The sequence below is a fragment of the Streptomyces sp. BL1 genome, assembly GCF_057628045.1.
The window spans coordinates 5,403,450-5,421,774 of record NZ_JBXYWZ010000002.1; the positions used below are offsets into that span (position 1 = coordinate 5,403,450).

Here is an 18,325-nt window from a genome sequence, read left to right on the forward strand (position 1 = left end):
GGACCCGGCTCGTCGGATCCGCGTGGATCTTGACTAGGGGAGGGTAACGACCGTAGCCGCGTACACCAGACCCGCCCCGAAACCGATGACGAGCGCGGTGTCGCCGCTCTTCGCCTCCCCGGTCGCCAGCAGCCGCTCCATGGCGAGCGGGATGGAGGCGGCCGACGTGTTGCCGGTGGTCTCCACGTCACGGGCGACCGTGACGCTCTCCGGCAGCTTGAGGGTCTTCACCATCGAGTCGATGATGCGCATGTTGGCCTGGTGCGGGATGAAGACGTCCAGGTCCTCGGCGGCCACACCGGCGGCGTCCAGCGCCTCCTGTGCGACCTTCGCCATCTCGAACACGGCCCAGCGGAAGACCGTCTGGCCCTCCTGCCGGATCGCCGGGAACTTCAGCTGGCCGTCCTCGCCCACGGGCATTTCCGAGACGTTGCCGACGCGGTAGCCCTCCCAGGACACGGTCTGCGAGATGACGTCGGACTTGTCGCCCTCCGACCCCCAGACCGTGGGACCCATCGCGGGCTCCTCGGAGGGGCCGACGATGGCCGCGCCCGCGCCGTCCCCGAACAGGAACGCCGTGGAACGGTCGGTGAGGTCGGTCAGGTCCGACAGCCGCTCGGCGCCGACGACCAGTACGTACTCCGCGCTGCCCTCGGTGATCAGACCCTTGGCCAGGGTCAGTCCGTAACCGAAGCCCGCGCAGCCCGCGTTGATGTCGAACGCGGCGGCCTTGTCGGTGCCCATCCGGGAGGCGATCTCGGTGGCGATGGCCGGCGTCTGCTTGAAGTGCGAGACGGTCGAGATGATGACCGCGCCCACCTGTTCGGGAGTGATCCCGGCATCCGCGACGGCCTTGCCGGCGGCCTCCAGGGTCATCTCCGCGACGGTCTCCTCCGGGCTCGCCCAGTGCCGGGTGGCGATGCCGGAGCGGGAGCGGATCCACTCGTCGGACGAGTCGATGTGCTTGAGGATCTCCTCGTTCGGCACGACACGGGCCGGGCGGTAGCCGCCGACGCCGAGAATGCGCGCGTACGGGGCGCCCTTAGCGGGCTTGATCTTCGCGGTCATGCTTCTCGGGGCTCCTAGGCTCAGGCGGTCTGCGTGTGCTCGGCGATCAGCTCGCGGGCCGCGTCGAGGTCGTCGGGGGACTTCAGTGCCAGCGTCTGCACACCGCGCAGGCCACGCTTGGCCAGCCCGGTCAGGGTGCCGCCGGGGCAGAGCTCCACCATCGCGGTGGCGCCCCGTGCGGCGAACGTCTCCATGCACAGATCCCAGCGCACGGAGGCGGAGATCTGGTGCACCAGCCGCCGTACGACCTCGCTGCCCTCGGCGACCACGGCGCCGTCCAGGTTCGAGACGTACGGAACCGCCGGGTCGTGTGCCTCGACGCCGGCGACGGCGGACTCCAGCACCGGCTCGGCCGGTGCCATGTGCTGCGTGTGGAAGGCTCCGGCGACCTTCAGCGGGATCACCCGGGCCTTCTCGGGCTTGTCCTCGGACAGCGCCGCGAGCTGCTCGGCGGTACCGGCGGCGACGATCTGACCGCCGCCGTTCACGTTGGCCGGGGTGAGGCCCAGCTTCTCCAGATGCGCCGTCACCTCCTCCGGGTCGCCGCCGAGGACGGCCGACATGCCGGTCTCGGTGACGGCCGCGGCCTCCGCCATGGCCTTGCCGCGGGTGCGGACCAGGGACATCGCGTCGAGCGGCGAGAGCACTCCGGCCAGCGAGGCGGCGGCGAGTTCACCGACGCTGTGGCCCGCGACGGCGCCGAGCACTCCGGCCGGGTCGCGCTCGTCCAGCAGCGCGCCGGCGGAGACAAGAGCGGTGGCGACCAGCAGCGGCTGGGCCACGGCCGTGTCACGGATCTCCTCCGCGCCGGCCTCGGTGCCGTAGTGCACCAGGTCCAGGTCGATGGCGGCCGACCACTCCGCGATCCGGTCGGATACGCCGGGGAGTTCGAGCCAGGGGGTCAGAAGGCCAGGCTGCTGAGCGCCTTGGCCGGGAGCGACGAGTACGAGCACTCTTTCACTCTCTCCTGTGGACAGCGGTCCCCGTGGGTGGGGACCGAGACGAAGAACGGTCAGGGGAATTGTGGACCCCCGACAAACGGGCGGTCAGAGCCTAGGGCTGCTGCTCGAAGTCCGCGAGACGGCCCAGGATGAGCGCGATCCGCAGTGTGAAGGCGGAGCGGACGTCCGAGGGGGACCAGCCGGTGACGTCCGTCACACGTCGCAGCCGGTAGCGGACGGTGTTGGGATGCACGAAGAGCATCCTGGCCGCGCCCTCCAGACTGCTTGCCTGTTCCAGATAGACGCTCAGTGTTTCCAGGAGCGCAGAACCGGCTTCCTCCAGCGGTCTGTAGATCTCCTCCACCAGGAGGTCCCGTGCAGCGGGGTCGCCGGCCATCGCCCGCTCCGGAAGCAGATCGTCCGCGAGTACGGGCCGCGGCGCGTCCGGCCATGCCGCGCACGCCCGCAGTCCGGCCGCCGCGGCCTGTGCGGAACGGGTCGCCGACAGCAGGTCGCCGACCACGGGGCCGGCCACCACCGGGCCCGGAGCGAACGGGCCGATCAGTGACTTGGCGGTACGCAGCGGATCGTCCGAACCGCCCGCGATGACGACCAGGCGGGTGCCCAACACGCCGGTCAGCACCTGCAGTTTGGCGTGCCGGGCGGCGCGCCGGATGGCCTCCACTGTCAGCTCGCTGTCCCCGTCGGGCGCGGTGCCCAGCACCACGGAAACGTGTTCGGGGGAGTTCCAGCCGAGCGCGGCGGCGCGGGAGACGGCGCCCTCGTCGGCCTCGCCGGACAGCACCGCGTTCACCACGAGCGATTCGAGCCGCGCGTCCCACGCGCCGCGGGCCTCGGCGGCCTGCGCGTACACCTGCGCCGTCGCGAAGGCGATCTCCCGTGCGTACACGAGGAGCGCCTCGCGCAGTACGGACTCGTCGCCGGGGGCGGCGACCGTGTCGATCTCCGCCTCGACGACCTCGATGGTCGTGCGCACCATCTCCACGGTCTGCCGCAGCGTGATCGCGCGGGTCAGTTCGCGCGGTGCGGTGCCGAACACGTCGGTGCTGATGGCCTGCGGGGTCTCCGGGTGCCGGAACCACTCCGTGAAGGCCGCGATGCCGGCCTGTGCCACGAGGCCGATCCAGGAGCGGTTCTCCGGGGGCATCGCCCGGTACCAGGGCAGCTGCTCGTCCATGCGCGCGATCGCGGCGGCGGCCAGCTTGCCGGAGGACTGCTCGAGTCTGCGGAGGGTCGCGGCGTGCGGGTGTTCGGCGGGACTCGGGGAGGACTCATTGGGTTCGGGCACGTGACAAGCCTGCCTCATGGAACGGGTGGCCCGGGGGCCGGGGCGGTTCCGGGACAACGGGGGCGGGAGCGGTACAGAGCGGAAGGGGCGGGGCGTGCGGGGGATACCGTGGGGGCATGCTTGAGGTCTGGCGGGCGGACGACCGCTACCGGGGCGGGGACGCGGCGGCCGGGATCGACACCCGGCACGCCTTCTCGTTCTCCGGCTTCTACGATCCGGACAATGTCGGTTTCGCGCTGCTCGTGGCGTGCAACGAGGAACGCCTGGACGCCGGTTCCGGCTTCTCCGAACACCCGCACAGGGACGTCGAGATCGTCACCTGGGTGGTCGAGGGCGAGCTGGAGCACCGCGATTCCGAGGGACACGTGTCCCGGGTGCTGCCCGGCGACGTGCAGCGGCTCGGCGCGGGCAGCGGCGTACGGCACGTCGAGCGCAATGCCGGGGACGGACCACTGCGCTTCGTACAGATGTGGCTGGTGCCGGGCTCGTTCGGGACGGAGCCGGAGTACGAAGTGGTGCACGGCATCGCGGACGGCACCCCGTTCGCCCTGCCGCGTACGGAGGCGGTGCTGCACGTACGCAGGCTGGGCGACGGGGAGATCACCGCGGTGCCGGACGCGGCCTGGGTCTACGTCCATGTGGTGCGCGGCAGCGCGGTGCTGGACGGTCAGACGCTCAAGGACGGGGACGCGGCCCGCATCACCGGCGCGAAGGACCTCGACGCGACGGCAGCGGGATCCGCGGAGCTCCTGATGTGGGAGATGCACGCGGAACCCGGCTACGGCTGAGCGCCGGCGGACCGGCCTCAGGCGGACCGGCCTCAGGCGGACCGGTCCCGGGCGGACCGGCTTCAGGCCGAGCGCAGTTCCGCCAGCACGGCGTCCGTCAGCGGCGGCCACACCTCGATCGCCCACGGGCCGAAGGCGCGGTCCGCCAGTGTCACACAGGCGGCGCCCGCGTCCGGGTCCACCCACAGGAACGTGCCGGACTGTCCGAAGTGGCCGTATGTGCGCGGCGAGGACGACTCGCCCGTCCAGTGCGGCGACTTGCCGTCGCGGATCTCGAAGCCGAGCCCCCAGTCGTTCGGCGACTGGTTGCCGTACCCCGGCAGCACTCCCTTGAGGCCCGGCCACTCCACGGACGTCGCCTCGTCCAGCGTCGTACGGTCCAGCAGCCGCGGCGCCTGCAGTTCGGCGGCGAAGCGCGCCATGTCGGCCGCCGTCGACACTCCGTCCTTCGCGGGGGAGCCGGGCAGATCGGTGTCCGTCATGCCCAGCGGTTCGAGCACCGCTTCGCGCAGATACTGCGGGAAGGGGATGTCCGTGGCCTTGGCGAGATGGTCGCCGAGCGCCTCGAAGCCCGCGTTGGAGTAGATGCGGCGGGTGCCCGGTTCGGCCATCGGGCGGTCCTCGTCGAAGGCCAGCCCCGAGGTGTGCGCGAGCAGATGACGGACCGTCGAACCGGCGGGCCCGGCCGGCTCGTCCAGTTCGACCGCGCCCTCCTCGACGGCGATGAGCGCTGCGTACGCGGCGAGCGGCTTGGTGACGGAGGCGAGCGGGAAGCGCCGTCCGACGGGACCGTGTGTCCCCGCGAGGCCTCCGTCCGCACTGACGACGGCCGCCGCCGCGTTGTCGACCGGCCAGTTCTCGATCATGCGCAGGCTGTCCATGGCCCCCGAGCCTAACGCCGGTCGAATTGGCCTCGATTTTGCGCTTGCTTGGAGTGCACTCCAAGTCCGTAGCGTTCACTTATGACCGTGATGGAAACGGAGACACCGACGAATCCCGTCGTCCCGGCGAACGCCACCGTTCAGCGGTGCGCCGCCCGGCAGGTCGTGCACCCGCAGCCCGACGGGCAGGACCACTACACGATCAGCGAGGTCGCCTCCCTGAGCGGGCTCAGCGCCCACACGCTGCGCTGGTACGAGCGCATCGGCCTGATGCCGCACGTGGACCGTTCGCACACCGGGCAGCGGCGCTTCACCAACCGCGACCTGGACTGGCTCCACCTCGTCGGCAAGCTGCGCAGCACCGGCATGGCAGTCGCCGACATGGTGCGGTACGCGGAGTACGTACGGGAGGGCGAGCACACCTACCCCGAGCGGCACGAACTGCTCACCGCCACGCGCGCGGACGTACGGCAGCGGATCGCGGAGCTCCAGGACACTCTCGCGATCCTCGACTACAAGATCGGCATCTACTCGGACGCCGCCGAGGCACCGGAGGGGCTCCCGGCCTCTTGAGCACACGGGCGGCACGGCCCTCACCTCCGCGGCCCGGGAGCAGTACGGGGCGGTCCGGCACGCCGGGGCCGGCACAGGTGCCGTGCCCCGCTGACGGCGCCCAGCAGGGCCAGCAGAGCGACCGGAAGCCACGCGAACACGTCAGAGGCCATGACGGCACCCCCGTGCGGCGCACTGCACGTCACCGTACGAACCGAGCGTGATGGACGCGAAGTTGGCCAGCGAACGTGTGCCCGGTGCGAAGTAACCGGTGTGCCCGTCCGCGCCGCGCGAGCTGACGACACGTGCGCCGAACGCCGGGTCGGACGGGTCGGCGCCGTGTCCCAGGCCGAGCAGCCGTACGTGCGGGACCCGGCCGATCCAGTCGCCCGGGTTCCGTGTCGCCCACACGGGGACGGCGGTGTGCAGCCCGGACAGCGAGTCCGCGTGCATTCCGGGCGACGCCATCACCACGAGCCCTGCCGCGTCCCGTTTGGTCAGCCGGTGCGCGGCCTCCCCGCACACCACCGAGCCGTAGCTGTGGCAGAACACCGTGGGTGCCGGTGTCCCGGCGGACGCCAGTCCGTGCAGGAAGCGCGCCAGCCGGGGTGCGCCGGCGTCGGCGAGCCGGGAGGTGGCGGCGTCCGGCCCGAGCCCGACGGGTGTGGTGTAGCCGGTCCAGGCGATCACCGCGGTGCGGGTGTCCGGGCTCTGACGGGCCATCCGGTCGCGCAGGGCCACGGCCATGCCGGTGGGCGTGCCCAGCCGGTTCTTGCCCGTACGGTCGAAGGTGCCGAGGTCGATGTCGGAGCCCGGTACGACGACCGCGGTGCGCTGAGCTGTCGTCAGGTCGCCGTGCACTTCTGCCACTTGGCCGCGGCCCCGCGGGTCGAACGCGAGGATGTGCCGCCCGGGGGAGAGCAGCCCGGCGTACCGGCCTGCCTTTTCGCCGGCCTCCTCGCGGTACTCCCGGGGGAGCGCTGAGTCGGCCGCGCGCTCCCGCTGCTGCCGTACGGCCTGCCGGAGTGCGAGCCGGTTCGCTTCGTAGCGCAGGGCGACAGGAGCACCGTCGAGGTTGCCGACGGTCAGCGGGTGACGGTGTGCCAGGTCCCGCTGCTGTGCCGCGGTGAGCCGGCCGAGGAAGGCGGCGGCCTTGTCGGGGGACGTGGTGGCGGGGTCGGGCAGTTGCCGGCCCAGCGACTGATCGGCGCGCCAGGAGACGGAGCCGGGAGGCGGTCCCGTGACGGCGGTCTGGCCCGAGCCCGTGGCCCAGCCGGCCGTTCCCAGCACGGTGACCCCGATGAGTGCGGTGGCGGTGAGAGCACGCTTGAGGCGGCGCTGCATACCGGATCTCCCTCCTTCGGCGCCGGAGGATCCGGCTGCCTGGCGGAGGGAAGACTGCGGTGCGGTTCACCGTGCACGCGTCACACCGGGGAGCCAACTGCGAGGTGATACCCGGGTAGTGGGTGGGCCGGTGTGCGGCGGTTCAGGTGTCGCCGGGGGAGACCAGCCCCGACTCGTACGCGAACACCACGGCCTGCGCCCTGTCGCGCAGGTCCAGTTTGGTGAGTATGCGGCTCACATGGGTCTTCACCGTCTGTTCGGCCAGGACGAGACTGTCGGCGATTTCCGTGTTGGACAGTCCGCGGGCGACGAGCCCCAGCACCTCTGTCTCCCTCTCGGTGAGTCCGTTCAGCCGCAGGGCGCGCTGTTTGCGGGGTACGGGGCGGCTGCGGGCGAAGTCCGCGATGAGACGTCGCGTGACGGACGGGGCGAGCAGCGCCTCGCCGTCGGCCACCACCCGTACCGCCGAGATCAGGTCGGCGGGCGGCGCGTCCTTCAGCAGGAAGCCGCTCGCTCCCGCGCGCAGCGCCTCGTACACGTAGTCGTCCACGTCGAACGTGGTCAGCATGAGCACCTTCGGACGGTGCGTCACCCCCGGTGGCGGGGCGAGCAGTTCACGTGCGGCCTCCAGCCCGTCCATCTCCGGCATGCGGACGTCCATCAGGACGACGTCCGGGTGGGCGCGGCGCGACAGGGCGACGCCCTGTGTCCCGTCGGGCGCCTCGCCCACCACGTCGATGTCGGACTGTGCGGCCAGCAGCGCGGCGAACCCGGCCCGCACCATGGCCTGGTCGTCGACGATGATCACCCGTGTGGTCACGAGGCGGTGCCGCCCTTCTCCCGTGCGGCCCTCTTGCGCGGGCCGTCGTCCTGTGGGGCCGTTTCCTGTGCGCCGAGGGGCAGTACGGCTGCGACCAGGAAGCCCCCGCCGGACTGTGGCCCGGTCTCCAGCGAGCCGCCCACGAGCCGTACCCGTTCCCGCATGCCGACCAGCCCGTGACCCGTTCCGGAGGTCTCCAGGGGAGGCCCGTCCGGCTGCGCGGCGGGCCCGTTGACAACGCGCACGGTGAGCTCGGTGCCGTCATCGCGGACGGTCACCGTGGTGGTGGCGCCGGGTGCGTGCCGTACGACGTTCGCGAGCGCCTCCTGCACGATGCGGTAGGCGGACAGCTGCACGGCCTGCGGGACACCGGACGGTCCGGCTCCGGGCTCCGCTGCGGCCCCGTCCGGTACCGACAGCCCTTCGTCCAGGTCCAGTTCGGCCGGTACGCCCGCCCGTACGGTCGCCTCCACCAGCTGCTCCAGCCGTTCGAGGCCGGGCTGCGGCGCGCGTTCGCCCTGTGCCTCCTCGCTGCGCAGTACGCCCAGGAGCCGGCGCATCTCCGTCAGCGACTCGCGGGCCGTGGCCGCGATGGTGCCGAACTCCTCGGCGGCCGCGGCGGGGAGACCGTCCAGCCGGTACGGGGCACTGTCCGCCTGCACGGTGATGACGGACATGTGGTGGGCGACCACGTCGTGCAGTTCCCGGGCGATCCGGGCGCGCTCTTCCAGGAGCGTGCGGTGCGCCCTCTCGGCCTCGCTGATGGTCTCCTGTTCCGCCAGTTTCCGCCGCGCGTCGCCCCGTTCGCGCACCAGGGCGCCGACGAACAGGGCGACACCGCTGAGCACGGCCAGCAGCACGTTGGTGCCGTCGCTGCGGTCCTGATGCACGAAGCCGAGCACCACCGACACGGCGGTCGTGATCAGCCAGACCGCGATGAGTGTGCGGCGCCGCTCGCGCCGCGCGACGGCGAGACAGAGCAGCAGATAGCCCACGATCACGGTGGCCGGCCACGGCCACGGACGGTGCGGCTCCAGGCCGATGTCGTCGCTCAGAAGGGCGCCGAGGGTGTCCGCCGCGATGACGATCCACCAGGCGGGCAGCGGCCGTGAGACGGCCAGCAGCAGCGGCGCGGTCTGCAGAACGGCGAGCGATCCGGCGACGCCGGCCTGCATTCCGTAGTCGTTGGTCAGCACCTGAACGGTGACCGGCAGCAGCACGGCGACGAAAGCGAGTGCGATGACGTAGAGGGCCGTCTTCGCACTGCGCGCGGGCGCGGGCGTGGTGAGGGCGTCTCCGAGCCACCGTGCCCAGGAGGCCACGCGTGCCCCGGGTTTCCACCTCGACCTGTCCATGTCGGGCCCAGCTTAGGCGGCCGCCCCGGCGCGGGCCGTCACTCCGGCGTCCCTGTGTGACCCCCTACCGCGGTAGGGGGTGAGGGGCGTACCGGCTCACAGTTCGGCCAGCAGTTCGGCCTTCTTCTCCGTGAACTCGTCGTCCGTCAGCAGACCCGCGTCGTGCAGTTCGCCCAAGTACCGGATGCGCTCCGCGATGTCGGCCGGGTCGGGGCGGCCGGGGACCCCCGCGGTCCCCGCGCCCTGCGCCGCCGGCGCCGCGATCGTCGCGGCGGCCGCCACCGCCTGCGACGGCAGCGGCCCCGCGGCCCGTACGGCCTCCAGCACCGCGGCCGCGAACGGCAGCGACTCGTACACCAGCCCGTAGCCCAGCCCGAACACCACGGATGCCGGGTCCAGATCGGCCTCGCCCGGCGGGTCGAACCCCCGCACCCGCAGCCGCAGATGACCGTTCATCGCCTCGGGGGAGCGCCATTCGACACCCTCCAGGTCGCCCACGGGAAAGCTCTGGTCGCCGGCTTTCCATTTCGCCGAGGACGCGCCCGTCCAGAACCACCGGAAGGACACCGCCGTGCCGTCGAAGGTCGCTTTCCCGTCGTACGCCTTGAAGTTCAGCGGCGTCGCGGGCGCCTCGACCAGATACTGTTCGGCGGGTTTGCCCGCGTCCGGTCCGAGCACACCGCGCAGCTCCGTCGCGTAGTAGTCGGCCAGCGTCTCCCGCTCGCTCGGCAGCACGAGCCGGTACGGATCGCTGCCCTCCTTCAACTGCCCGTCGGCAGCCTCCAGCAGCGGGTCGGAGCCCGCCCGGGGCACGATGCGCAGCACCACGGTGCCGCGTTTTCCCCCCGGCGAGAGCTCGACATCGCTCAACGCCTCGTACGGAACGCGCCGCTCCCCGAGCACGTGGAAGAGCTTCGGTGTGCGGATCCCCCGTTCGAAGCGGATGAGCACGGAGTCCGTGTCGAACTCCCAGGTGGAGTGAATTCCAGCCAGTACGTCACCCATGTGGGCCATCGTATGCGCGAGCTGCCCGCGCGTCCCCCTCTCCAACGCTACGCGCGTCAGCCCGCTGCCCTGTAGGTACGCGGCGGCTGTTCAGCTGTGGCTCCGGTGCATCCCGGGTCCGTAGTGGCGCAGTTGACGGTCTGGTACGAGCCGGTCCCGATGGACGCGAAGTTGGCGAGGCTGCCGGTGCCCGGAACGAAGTAGCCGGTGTGCTCGACGGCGCCGTCCGTGGAGAGCCTGCGGGCGCCGAACGACGACGAGACGGGGTCGGCGCCGTGGCCGAGACCGCCGAACTCCATGTGCGGGATGTCGGCGATCCAGTCCTCCCGGTCCCTGGCCGCCCACACGCGTGCCTTGCTGTCGAGCTGCTGCGCGGTGTCGGCCCGCATGCCGGGGCTGCCGAAGGCCGCGATGTCCGTCACCCGCGACGGCAGGTCGCGCGCCGCGACCCCGCACACCACCGAGCCGTAACTGTGGCAGAACAGCGCGGTCTTGGGAGAGCCCGGCAGCTGTCCGAGCTGGCCCACGAAGTCGGTCAGCCGCTGTGCGCCGTTCTCCGCCATGTTGCCGGAAGCGGAGTCCACGCCGAGCCCGACGGGAGCCGTGTAGTCGGCCCACGAGACGGTCGCCGTGCGCATGTTCGGCGCGGAACGCTCCTGCTGCTTCTGCAGGGCCTTCCCCATGCCGACGGGCGCCGCGTACTTGTGGTGCGTCTTCTCGAACGTCAGCAGATTGGTGTCCACGCCGGGCACGACGACTGACACGCGCTGCGCGCGGTTCAGATCACCGAAGGCCTCGGCGGCACGCCCGTTCCCCGTCGGGTCGAAGGCGAGGATCTGCCGGCCGGGCTCCAGCATCGATTCGAAGCGGTGCATACGCCTGCCCGCCTCGTGCCGGCCCTCGTCGGTGAGCCGGTCGTCGTGCATGCGTTTCCGCTCGGAGTCCCGCGCCTGCTGAAGTGCCGTGTGGTTCGCGTCGTAGCGCAGTTCGACCGGCGCACCGCCGAGATTGCCGACGACGAGGGGATAGCGGTCGGCGAGCCTGTGCTGCTGCGCGGCGTCCAGCGAGTGGAAGAAGTGCGCGATGGAGCCTGTCGAACTGTCGGCGGACGGCAGCGGCCGGCCGCCTATGCTCCCCTTCTCCCAGGAGAGCAGCGCCGCCGTACGGGGGCCCGGTGCGGCGTCACCCTTCTTGAGCGCGGTCCATCCTGTGGTGGCGAGCAGCACGAGAACCACCGCCAGCGCGAGCAGCGCGCGCCAGGCGGTGGTGCCCGGAGCTCCCGTCGGAGGGAAGCCGGCCCCGGACAGCGGGTTGCTGAATGCGGAGAAGGAAGTCACTGGGGGGACACGATAGGAGACCCGACTGTGGAGCCGAGACTCCAGTGAGCCATCTCACGTTTCCCGTTGGGGTGATCGGGTCACGGCCGGTGAGCCGCCTGTCACTCGTCCCGCTCACTGCCAGTCGTCACTCAGCGCGGGCACCAGCTGCTCCAGATAGGACGCGGTGAACTGACGTGCGGCGTCGACACTCGTGTCCTCGCCGCAGCCCCACAGCCGTCCGGCGATACGTGTCACACCGGAGAACGCCGCCACGAGTACGCGCGGCCGCGGGTCGGCGTCGATGTCCAGTCCCGTACGGCGGGCGATCTCCTGGGCGAGCCGCTCCTCCGTCTGCGTGGAGCGCCGCAGCATGACCGCGACGAGCGACGGGGTCGTCTCGATTACCTGCCACATGCGCATGTGGAGCTGGATCGGAACGATCTCCTGGACGGTGTCGCCGATGCTCTTCCAGGACTCCTCCAGGGGGCGGCGCAGCACCTCCAGCGGATGCTCGTCGGCGGGACGCTCCCGTACGGCCTCGAAGTAGCGCTCCTCGATGAGGTCCTGGAGCGCGAAGGCGACCTCTTCCTTGCTGGCGAAGTAGCGGAAGAACGTCCGCTGCGAGACGTCCACCGCGTCGGAGATCTCGTCCACCGTCGTGGCGTCGTACCCCTGCGCGACGAAGAGCTCGTGTGCCGCCCGGATGAGGGCGTCACGGGTGCGCTGCTTCTTCCGTTCACGCAGTCCGGTCACTGCGCCACCTCCAGTTCTTCCGCGGCTCACGCTACCTGTGAGCCATCTGACATTTACCGGCGAATAAATGAGTTTGTCAATTGTCAGTGGCTGTCATTAATCTCGCCGCATGAGCTCCCAGACCACCGCCCCGAAGGACGATGCGCCCGGTGCGCCCACTCCACCGGACACGGATATACCGCAGAGCCGCCGCGGTCTGCGCGGCCACCCCTGGCTGACGCTGCTGACCGTCGCGCTCGGCGTCACGATGGTCGCCCTCGACGGCACCATCGTCGCCATCGCCAACCCGGCCATCCAGAAGGACCTCGGCGCCTCCCTCGCCGACGTGCAGTGGATCACCAACGGCTATCTGCTCGCCCTCGCCGTCTTCCTGATCACGGCAGGCAAGATCGGTGACCGCTTCGGCCACCGGCTGACCTTCCTGACCGGCGTCGTCGGCTTCGCCGCCACCTCGGCGGCCATCGGCGTGTCCGGCAGCATCTCCCTCGTCATCGCCTTCCGCGTGCTGCAGGGCGCGTTCGGAGCCCTGTTGATGCCGGCCGCTCTCGGCCTGCTGCGCGCCTCGTTCCCCGCCGAGAAGCTCAACGCGGCGATCGGCATCTGGGGCGCGGTCATCGGCGCCTCCACCGCCGCGGGACCGATCGTGGGCGGCCTGCTGGTCGAGCACGTCAGCTGGGAGTCGGTGTTCTTCATCAACGTCCCGGTGGGCCTTCTCGCGCTCGTCATGGGCCTGGTGCTCCTGCTCGGACACCGCTCGGAGAACGCCCCGCGGTCCTTCGACGTACCCGGCATCGTGCTGCTGTCGGGCGCGATGTTCTGCCTGGTCTGGTCGCTCATCAAGGCCCCCGAGTGGGGCTGGGGCGACAAGCTCACCGTCGGCTTCCTGATCGTCTCCGTCGTGGCCTTCATCGCCTTCGCCCTCTGGGAGACCAGGGCGAAGGAGCCGCTGCTGCCGATGAGCCTGTTCCGCTCCGTGCCGCTGTCCGCGGGCACCGTGCTGATGGTGCTGATGGCCTTCGGCTTCATGGGCGGCCTGTTCTTCGTCACCTTCTACCTGCAGAACGTGCACGGTATGAGCCCGCTGGACAGCGGACTGCACCTGCTGCCGCTGACCGCGATGATGATCGTCGGCTCGCCGCTCGCGGGCTCGGTGATCACCAAGGTCGGGCCGCGCATCCCGCTCGTCGGCGCCATGATCGTGGCCGCCGTCGCCCTGTTCGGGCTCTCCACGCTGGAGACGGACAGCACCACGCTGACCACCTCGTTCTGGTTCGCCCTGCTGGGCCTCGGGCTCGCCCCCGTGATGGTCGGCGCCACCGAGGTCATCGTCGGCAACGCGCCGCTGCAGCACGCCGGCGTCGCGGGCGGACTCCAGCAGGCCGCCATGCAGGTCGGCGGCAGCCTCGGCACGGCCGTGCTGGGCGCCGTGATGGCCTCCAAGGTGAGCAGTACGCTGCCGGAGAAGTGGGCGGAGTCCAAGCTCCCGCCGCTCAAGGGGCAGCAGGCGGAACAGCTCAAGAGCGCCGCCGAGGTCGGTATGGCGCCTCCCGCCCCGAAGGGCGCGCCGCAGCAGTTCGCCGACGCCATGACCCACGCCGTGCACGGCTCCTTCATGTCGGGCATGGGTCTCGCCTTCACCTGCGCCGGCGTCGTCGCGGTGGTGGCGGCCTGCGTCGCCTTCTTCACCAAGCGCGGTACGAACGACGCGGGCCCCTCGGTCCACGTCTGACCCCCGGCCGGCGCCCCTCGGCGACGGCCAGGCCTGCGGAGCTTGTGGACAACTTCCTCGCCCGACCTGATGAAACGGCCGGTCTGCCCTGGCAGACCGGCCGTTGCCGTCGGAACCTTGTGACACGAACCAAGGGGCAAGACGGGGGAGTTGATTCCTGTGCGGAAGATCTACGTGGGTGCGGCGCTGGCCGCCGGAGCCTTGCTCGCCGCCGCTGTGCCGGGCACGTCGGCAGGCGCGCCGGGCACGCCGGAGACGCCGAGCACACCGGAGACGCGGAGCGGTGCCGGTGACCGGACGCGGCTGGGCGACTGCGGGGCGGGCCGGCTGTGTCTGTGGGAGCGCCCCGGATTCGCGGGCGCCCGGCAGACGTTCGAGCTGAGCGGGCTGGATGTCGAGAGCTGCGTGCCGCTGCCCCGCGGCACCGGAGCGCTGTCCTTCGCCAACCGCACCGGGCGGCCCGTGACGGTGTATCAGAGCCGCGAGTGCGCGGAGACCGGCGAGTTCGCCACCCACCCCTCGGGAAGCTGGACGCCGGAGGGCGCCTATCAGGTGCGGGCCTTCAAGGTGTGGGAGCGCTGACATGCGGCTCGCGCCCGGCCGGCGTGCCGGGGGTGTAACGCCGTGCGCCCGTACGGCACTTGGGGTCCGCCCGCCGGTAGCGGAGAACCCCGCGTCCGGGGCCCGGGCGACTCGCCCGGCACCCCGGCGCACGGGGTTCCTCGTTTCACGCTCCGCGCGGTGGCTACGCGTCGCCGCCCGCGGCGCCCGGATCCGCGGCCGTCACGTCCAGCAGCTGGTAGCGGTCCATGGCCTGCTTCAGCGCCGAGCGGTCGACCTTCCCTTCCCGGGCCAGCTCGGTGAGCACGCCGAGCACGATCGACTGGGCGTCGATGTGGAAGTAGCGGCGTGCGGCCCCCCGGGTGTCGGCGAAGCCGAAGCCGTCCGCGCCGAGCGACTGGTAAGTGCCCGGCACCCAGCGGGAGATCTGGTCGGGCACGGCCCGCATCCAGTCCGAGACGGCCACCTTCGGGCCCTCCGCGCTCTGCAGCTTGCGCGTGACGTAGGGCACCTGCTGCTCCTCCTCGGGGTGCAGCAGGTTGTGCTCCTCGATCGTCACGGCGTCCCGCCGCAGCTCGTTCCAGGACGTCGCCGACCAGACGTCCGCCTTCACGTCCCAGTCGTCGGCGAGGATCTGCTGCGCCTCCAGCGCCCAGGCCAGCGCCACACCGGAGGCGAGGATCTGCGCGCTGTGCGTGCCGCGCTCGCCCTGCCGGTAGCGGTGGAGGCCCTTGAGGATGCCCTCGACGTCGACGTTCTCCGGCTCGGCCGGCTGGTGGATCGGCTCGTTGTAGACGGTGAGGTAGTAGAAGACGTCCTCACCCTGCGGGTGCTCCTCGCTGGAGCCGTACATCCGCCGCAGGCCGTCCTTGACGATGTGCGCGATCTCGAAGCCGAAGGCCGGGTCGTAGGCGACGGCGGCCGGGTTGGTCGAGGCCAGCAGCTGCGAGTGCCCGTCGGCGTGCTGCAGGCCCTCACCGGTGAGCGTCGTGCGTCCCGCCGTCGCGCCCAGCACGAAGCCGCGCGACAGCTGGTCGCCCATCTGCCAGAACTGATCGCCGGTGCGCTGGAAGCCGAACATCGAGTAGAAGACGTAGATCGGGATCAGCGGCTCGCCGTGCGTGGCATAGGCCGAGCCGGCCGCGATGGCCGCCGCCGTACAGCCGGCCTCGGTGATGCCGTCGTGCAGCATCTGCCCGGTGGGCGACTCCTTGTAGGCGAGCAGGAGTTCACGGTCCACGGACTCGTAGGTCTGGCCCAGCGGGTTGTAGATCTTGGCCGACGGAAAGAAGGAGTCCATCCCGAAGGTGCGGTACTCGTCCGGTGCGATCGGCACGAAGCGCTTGCCGATCTCCTTGTCCCGCATCAGGTCCTTCAGCAGCCGGACGAACGCCATGGTGGTGGCGATCTGCTGCTGCCCCGAGCCCTTCTTGACCGCGGCGTACGCCTTGTCGTCCGGCAGGTTCAGCGGCTTCGACCGGTTGATGCGGGTCGGCACATAGCCGCCCAGCTCCCGCCGCCGGTCGTGCATGTACTGGATCTCCTCGGACTCCGGGCCCGGGTGGTAGTACGGCGGCAGGCCGGACTCCAGGTCCTTGTCCGGGATGGGCAGGTGCAGCCGGTCGCGGAAGCCCTTGAGGTCCTCGACCGTCAGCTTCTTCATCTGGTGAGTGGCGTTGCGGCCCTCGAAGTTGGGGCCCAGCGTCCAGCCCTTGATGGTCTGCGCGAGGATCACCGTCGGCTGGCCCTGGTGCTCCTTCGCCGCCTTGTAGGCGGCGAACACCTTGCGGTGGTCGTGGCCGCCGCGGCCGAGGTGCAGCAGCTCGTTGTCGGTCATGTTCTCCGACATGGCCCGGAGCCGCTGGTCACCGCCGAAAAAGTGCTCGCGGATATAGGAGCCGCTCTCGGTGGCGTACGTCTGGAACTGCCCGTCCGGCGTGGTGTTCAGCTTGTTGACCAGCACCCCGTCCCGGTCCTGGGCCAGCAGCGGATCCCAGGAGCGGTCCCACACGAGCTTGATGACGTTCCAGCCCGCACCGCGGAAGTACGACTCCAGCTCCTGGATGATCTTGCCGTTGCCGCGGACCGGCCCGTCCAGCCGCTGGAGGTTGCAGTTGATCACGAAGGTGAGGTTGTCCAGGCCCTCGCGGGCGGCGAGGGACAGCTGGCCCAGCGACTCGGGCTCGTCCATCTCGCCGTCCCCGAGGAACGCCCACACATGGGACTTGGAGGTGTCGGCGATGCCGCGGGCCTCCATATAGCGGTTCATCCGCGCCTGGTGGACGGCGCCGATCGGCCCGAGCCCCATGGAGACCGTGGGGAACTCCCAGAAGTCCGGCATCGACCGGGGGTGCGGATAGCTGGAGAGTCCGTGCGGCGCGGTGCTCTTCTCCTGCCGGAAGCCGTCGAGCTGAGTCTCCGTCAGCCGGTCCAGCAGATAGGCGCGGGCGTAGATGCCGGGGGAGGCGTGCCCCTGGAAGAAGACCTGGTCGCCGCCGTCACCCTCGTCCTTGCCGCGGAAGAAGTGGTTGAAGCCGACGTCGTAGAGCGAGGCGGAGGACGCGAAGGTGGCGATGTGGCCGCCCACGCCGATGCCGGGGCGCTGCGCGCGGGACACCATCACGGCCGCGTTCCAGCGGGTCGCGTTCAGGACCTTCCGCTCGATCTCCTCGTTGCCCGGGAAGAACGGCTCGTCCTTGGTCGCGATGGTGTTGATGTAGTCGGTGCTGCGCATCTCCGGTACGGCGACGCGCTTCTCCCTGGCGCGCTCGATCAGCCGGAGCATGAGGTAGCGGGCCCTTGCCCGGCCGCGCTCGTCGACAGCCGCGTCGAGCGAGTCGAGCCACTCCTGGGTCTCCTCGGGATCGAAGTCCGGGACCTGGTTGGGAAGGCCGCCAATGATGATCGGGTTGCGATCTGCTGCGGAAGCCACGCTGTTCCTTCGCTGTTCGGTCTTGCTCTCCAATGGGTGTCGCGCCGCCTCCATCGTGGACCGCAGCTGTCCGTACGTCATCTCTACCCCGAGGTAACCCGAGCTCCCCGTACGGCGATCCGCAGACCGGATTGGGAGGGTGCCCAATTCGCCACCCTACGCCCGCGTTTGTGGGCTCGTCAGGAGCGACGTAAACACGCCACGGCGCGCCCGAGAGGCCGTCAAGCGGGCCGGTCGGGCGGGGTCCCCCGTCCCGGCCGGGGCAAACCCGGCGGATCCCCGGCAGATCCCTGTGGTGCACACCCGCACCGGTCAGGCATTGTGGGATGACACGTCAACGTTTGGGCGGGATAGATGGCCGGGTACTTGCGCGATCCGTCCCGCCCGTGTGGACTACGGCCAATGCTTCGCGTGCGCGCGGGGCGCAAGCCATATTCCAGATATATGACAGGAGGCAATCCGTGAGCGCGACCGCGGACCACGCGGAGGAGCGGACCAACCCCGCCGCAAGGCTGGGTTTCCAGCCCGGACAGGTGGTCCAGGAGCTCGGTTACGACGACGACACCGAGCAGGCACTCCGTGAGGGAATCGAGGCCATCACGGGTACGGAGCTCGTCGACGAGGATCACGACGACGTGGCCGATGCCGTGGTTCTGTGGTTCCGCGAGGAGGACGGCGACCTGACGGACGCGCTGGTGGACGCCACCACGATGATCGACGCGGGTTCCCCGGTCTGGCTGATGACTCCGAAGACGGGCCGGGACGGTTACGTCGAACCCAGCGAGATCGGTGAGGCGGCGCAGACCGCCGGCCTCGCCCAGACCAGCAGCGTCAACGCGGGCAAGGACTGGACCGGCAGCAGGCTGGTCACCCCGAAGGGCGCCGCCAAGCGGTAGCTTCCCCGGGCGCTGCCCCGTAGACGACGGAATTTCGAGGCGTGGGCCCCGGCAGTGTGGCTGCCGGGGCCC

The 18,325-nt window shown here is 70.8% G+C and carries 16 protein-coding genes; 5 read left to right on the plus strand and 11 right to left on the minus strand.

Annotated features, from left to right (window positions below; translation table 11 throughout):
* Positions 1 to 33 precede the first annotated feature (33 nt).
* The 3 genes from AC3AGO_RS23700 to AC3AGO_RS23710 all read right to left on the minus strand — a co-directional run bounded on the left by AC3AGO_RS23700 (position 34) and on the right by AC3AGO_RS23710 (position 3,318).
* Positions 34 to 1,068, minus strand: a complete 1,035-nt coding sequence (locus tag AC3AGO_RS23700) for a beta-ketoacyl-ACP synthase 3 (RefSeq protein ID WP_487822244.1) — start codon at positions 1,066 to 1,068, stop codon at positions 34 to 36.
* Between the two features lie 20 nt (positions 1,069 to 1,088).
* Positions 1,089 to 2,021 carry an ACP S-malonyltransferase gene (locus AC3AGO_RS23705; protein ID WP_487822245.1) on the minus strand — a complete coding sequence of 311 codons (933 nt, stop codon included), beginning with the start codon at positions 2,019 to 2,021 and terminating at the stop codon, positions 1,089 to 1,091.
* Positions 2,022 to 2,121: 100 nt separating this feature from the next.
* The gene (locus tag AC3AGO_RS23710; protein WP_487822246.1) at positions 2,122 to 3,318 is read right to left on the minus strand and encodes a PucR family transcriptional regulator; all 1,197 of its coding nucleotides are present in this window, start codon (positions 3,316 to 3,318) and stop codon (positions 2,122 to 2,124) included.
* Positions 3,319 to 3,434: 116 nt separating this feature from the next.
* Here AC3AGO_RS23710 and AC3AGO_RS23715 point away from each other — a divergent pair, with 116 nt between their 5' ends.
* On the plus strand, positions 3,435 to 4,106 hold the full coding sequence (locus AC3AGO_RS23715) for a pirin family protein (protein WP_487822247.1): 672 nt from the start codon (positions 3,435 to 3,437) through the stop codon (positions 4,104 to 4,106).
* Between the two features lie 62 nt (positions 4,107 to 4,168).
* Here AC3AGO_RS23715 and AC3AGO_RS23720 read toward each other — a convergent pair whose 3' ends face one another.
* On the minus strand, positions 4,169 to 4,987 hold the full coding sequence (locus AC3AGO_RS23720; RefSeq protein ID WP_487822248.1) for a serine hydrolase domain-containing protein: 819 nt from the start codon (positions 4,985 to 4,987) through the stop codon (positions 4,169 to 4,171).
* Positions 4,988 to 5,068: 81 nt separating this feature from the next.
* Between AC3AGO_RS23720 and AC3AGO_RS23725 the strand changes: the two genes are divergently transcribed.
* Positions 5,069 to 5,560, plus strand: a complete 492-nt coding sequence (locus tag AC3AGO_RS23725; protein ID WP_487822249.1) for a MerR family transcriptional regulator — start codon at positions 5,069 to 5,071, stop codon at positions 5,558 to 5,560.
* Positions 5,561 to 5,701: 141 nt separating this feature from the next.
* Here AC3AGO_RS23725 and AC3AGO_RS23730 read toward each other — a convergent pair whose 3' ends face one another.
* From AC3AGO_RS23730 to AC3AGO_RS23755, 6 genes are all read right to left on the minus strand, one after another.
* Positions 5,702 to 6,883, minus strand: a complete 1,182-nt coding sequence (locus tag AC3AGO_RS23730; protein WP_487822250.1) for an alpha/beta hydrolase — start codon at positions 6,881 to 6,883, stop codon at positions 5,702 to 5,704.
* A 142-nt stretch (positions 6,884 to 7,025) separates the two neighbouring features.
* A complete protein-coding gene (locus AC3AGO_RS23735; RefSeq protein WP_487822251.1) occupies positions 7,026 to 7,703 on the minus strand; it encodes a response regulator in 678 nt (225 codons plus the stop codon).
* Positions 7,700 to 9,058, minus strand: a complete 1,359-nt coding sequence (locus tag AC3AGO_RS23740; protein ID WP_487822252.1) for a sensor histidine kinase — start codon at positions 9,056 to 9,058, stop codon at positions 7,700 to 7,702. Before AC3AGO_RS23740 ends, AC3AGO_RS23735 begins: the two co-directional genes overlap by 4 nt.
* A gap of 96 nt (positions 9,059 to 9,154) precedes the next feature.
* A complete protein-coding gene (locus tag AC3AGO_RS23745; protein ID WP_487822253.1) occupies positions 9,155 to 10,063 on the minus strand; it encodes a DUF4429 domain-containing protein in 909 nt (302 codons plus the stop codon).
* 56 nt (positions 10,064 to 10,119) lie between these two features.
* Positions 10,120 to 11,400, minus strand: coding sequence for an alpha/beta hydrolase (locus AC3AGO_RS23750; protein ID WP_487822254.1), 1,281 nt, complete (start codon positions 11,398 to 11,400; stop codon positions 10,120 to 10,122).
* A gap of 114 nt (positions 11,401 to 11,514) precedes the next feature.
* Positions 11,515 to 12,135 (minus strand): TetR/AcrR family transcriptional regulator, encoded by a 621-nt coding sequence (locus tag AC3AGO_RS23755; protein WP_487822255.1) that lies wholly within the window; start codon positions 12,133 to 12,135, stop codon positions 11,515 to 11,517.
* Between the two features lie 109 nt (positions 12,136 to 12,244).
* On the opposite strand from AC3AGO_RS23755, the gene AC3AGO_RS23760 reads away from it, so the two are divergent.
* Positions 12,245 to 13,864, plus strand: coding sequence for an MFS transporter (locus AC3AGO_RS23760; RefSeq protein WP_487822256.1), 1,620 nt, complete (start codon positions 12,245 to 12,247; stop codon positions 13,862 to 13,864).
* A 159-nt stretch (positions 13,865 to 14,023) separates the two neighbouring features.
* Positions 14,024 to 14,446, plus strand: a complete 423-nt coding sequence (locus tag AC3AGO_RS23765) for a peptidase inhibitor family I36 protein (protein ID WP_487822257.1) — start codon at positions 14,024 to 14,026, stop codon at positions 14,444 to 14,446.
* A 163-nt stretch (positions 14,447 to 14,609) separates the two neighbouring features.
* Here AC3AGO_RS23765 and aceE read toward each other — a convergent pair whose 3' ends face one another.
* Positions 14,610 to 17,357 carry a pyruvate dehydrogenase (acetyl-transferring), homodimeric type gene (gene aceE, locus AC3AGO_RS23770; RefSeq protein WP_487822258.1) on the minus strand — a complete coding sequence of 916 codons (2,748 nt, stop codon included), beginning with the start codon at positions 17,355 to 17,357 and terminating at the stop codon, positions 14,610 to 14,612.
* 461 nt (positions 17,358 to 17,818) lie between these two features.
* Here aceE and AC3AGO_RS23775 point away from each other — a divergent pair, with 461 nt between their 5' ends.
* Entirely contained in the window at positions 17,819 to 18,253 is a 435-nt protein-coding gene (locus tag AC3AGO_RS23775; protein ID WP_487822259.1) for a DUF3052 domain-containing protein, read from the plus strand.
* Positions 18,254 to 18,325 lie beyond the last annotated feature (72 nt).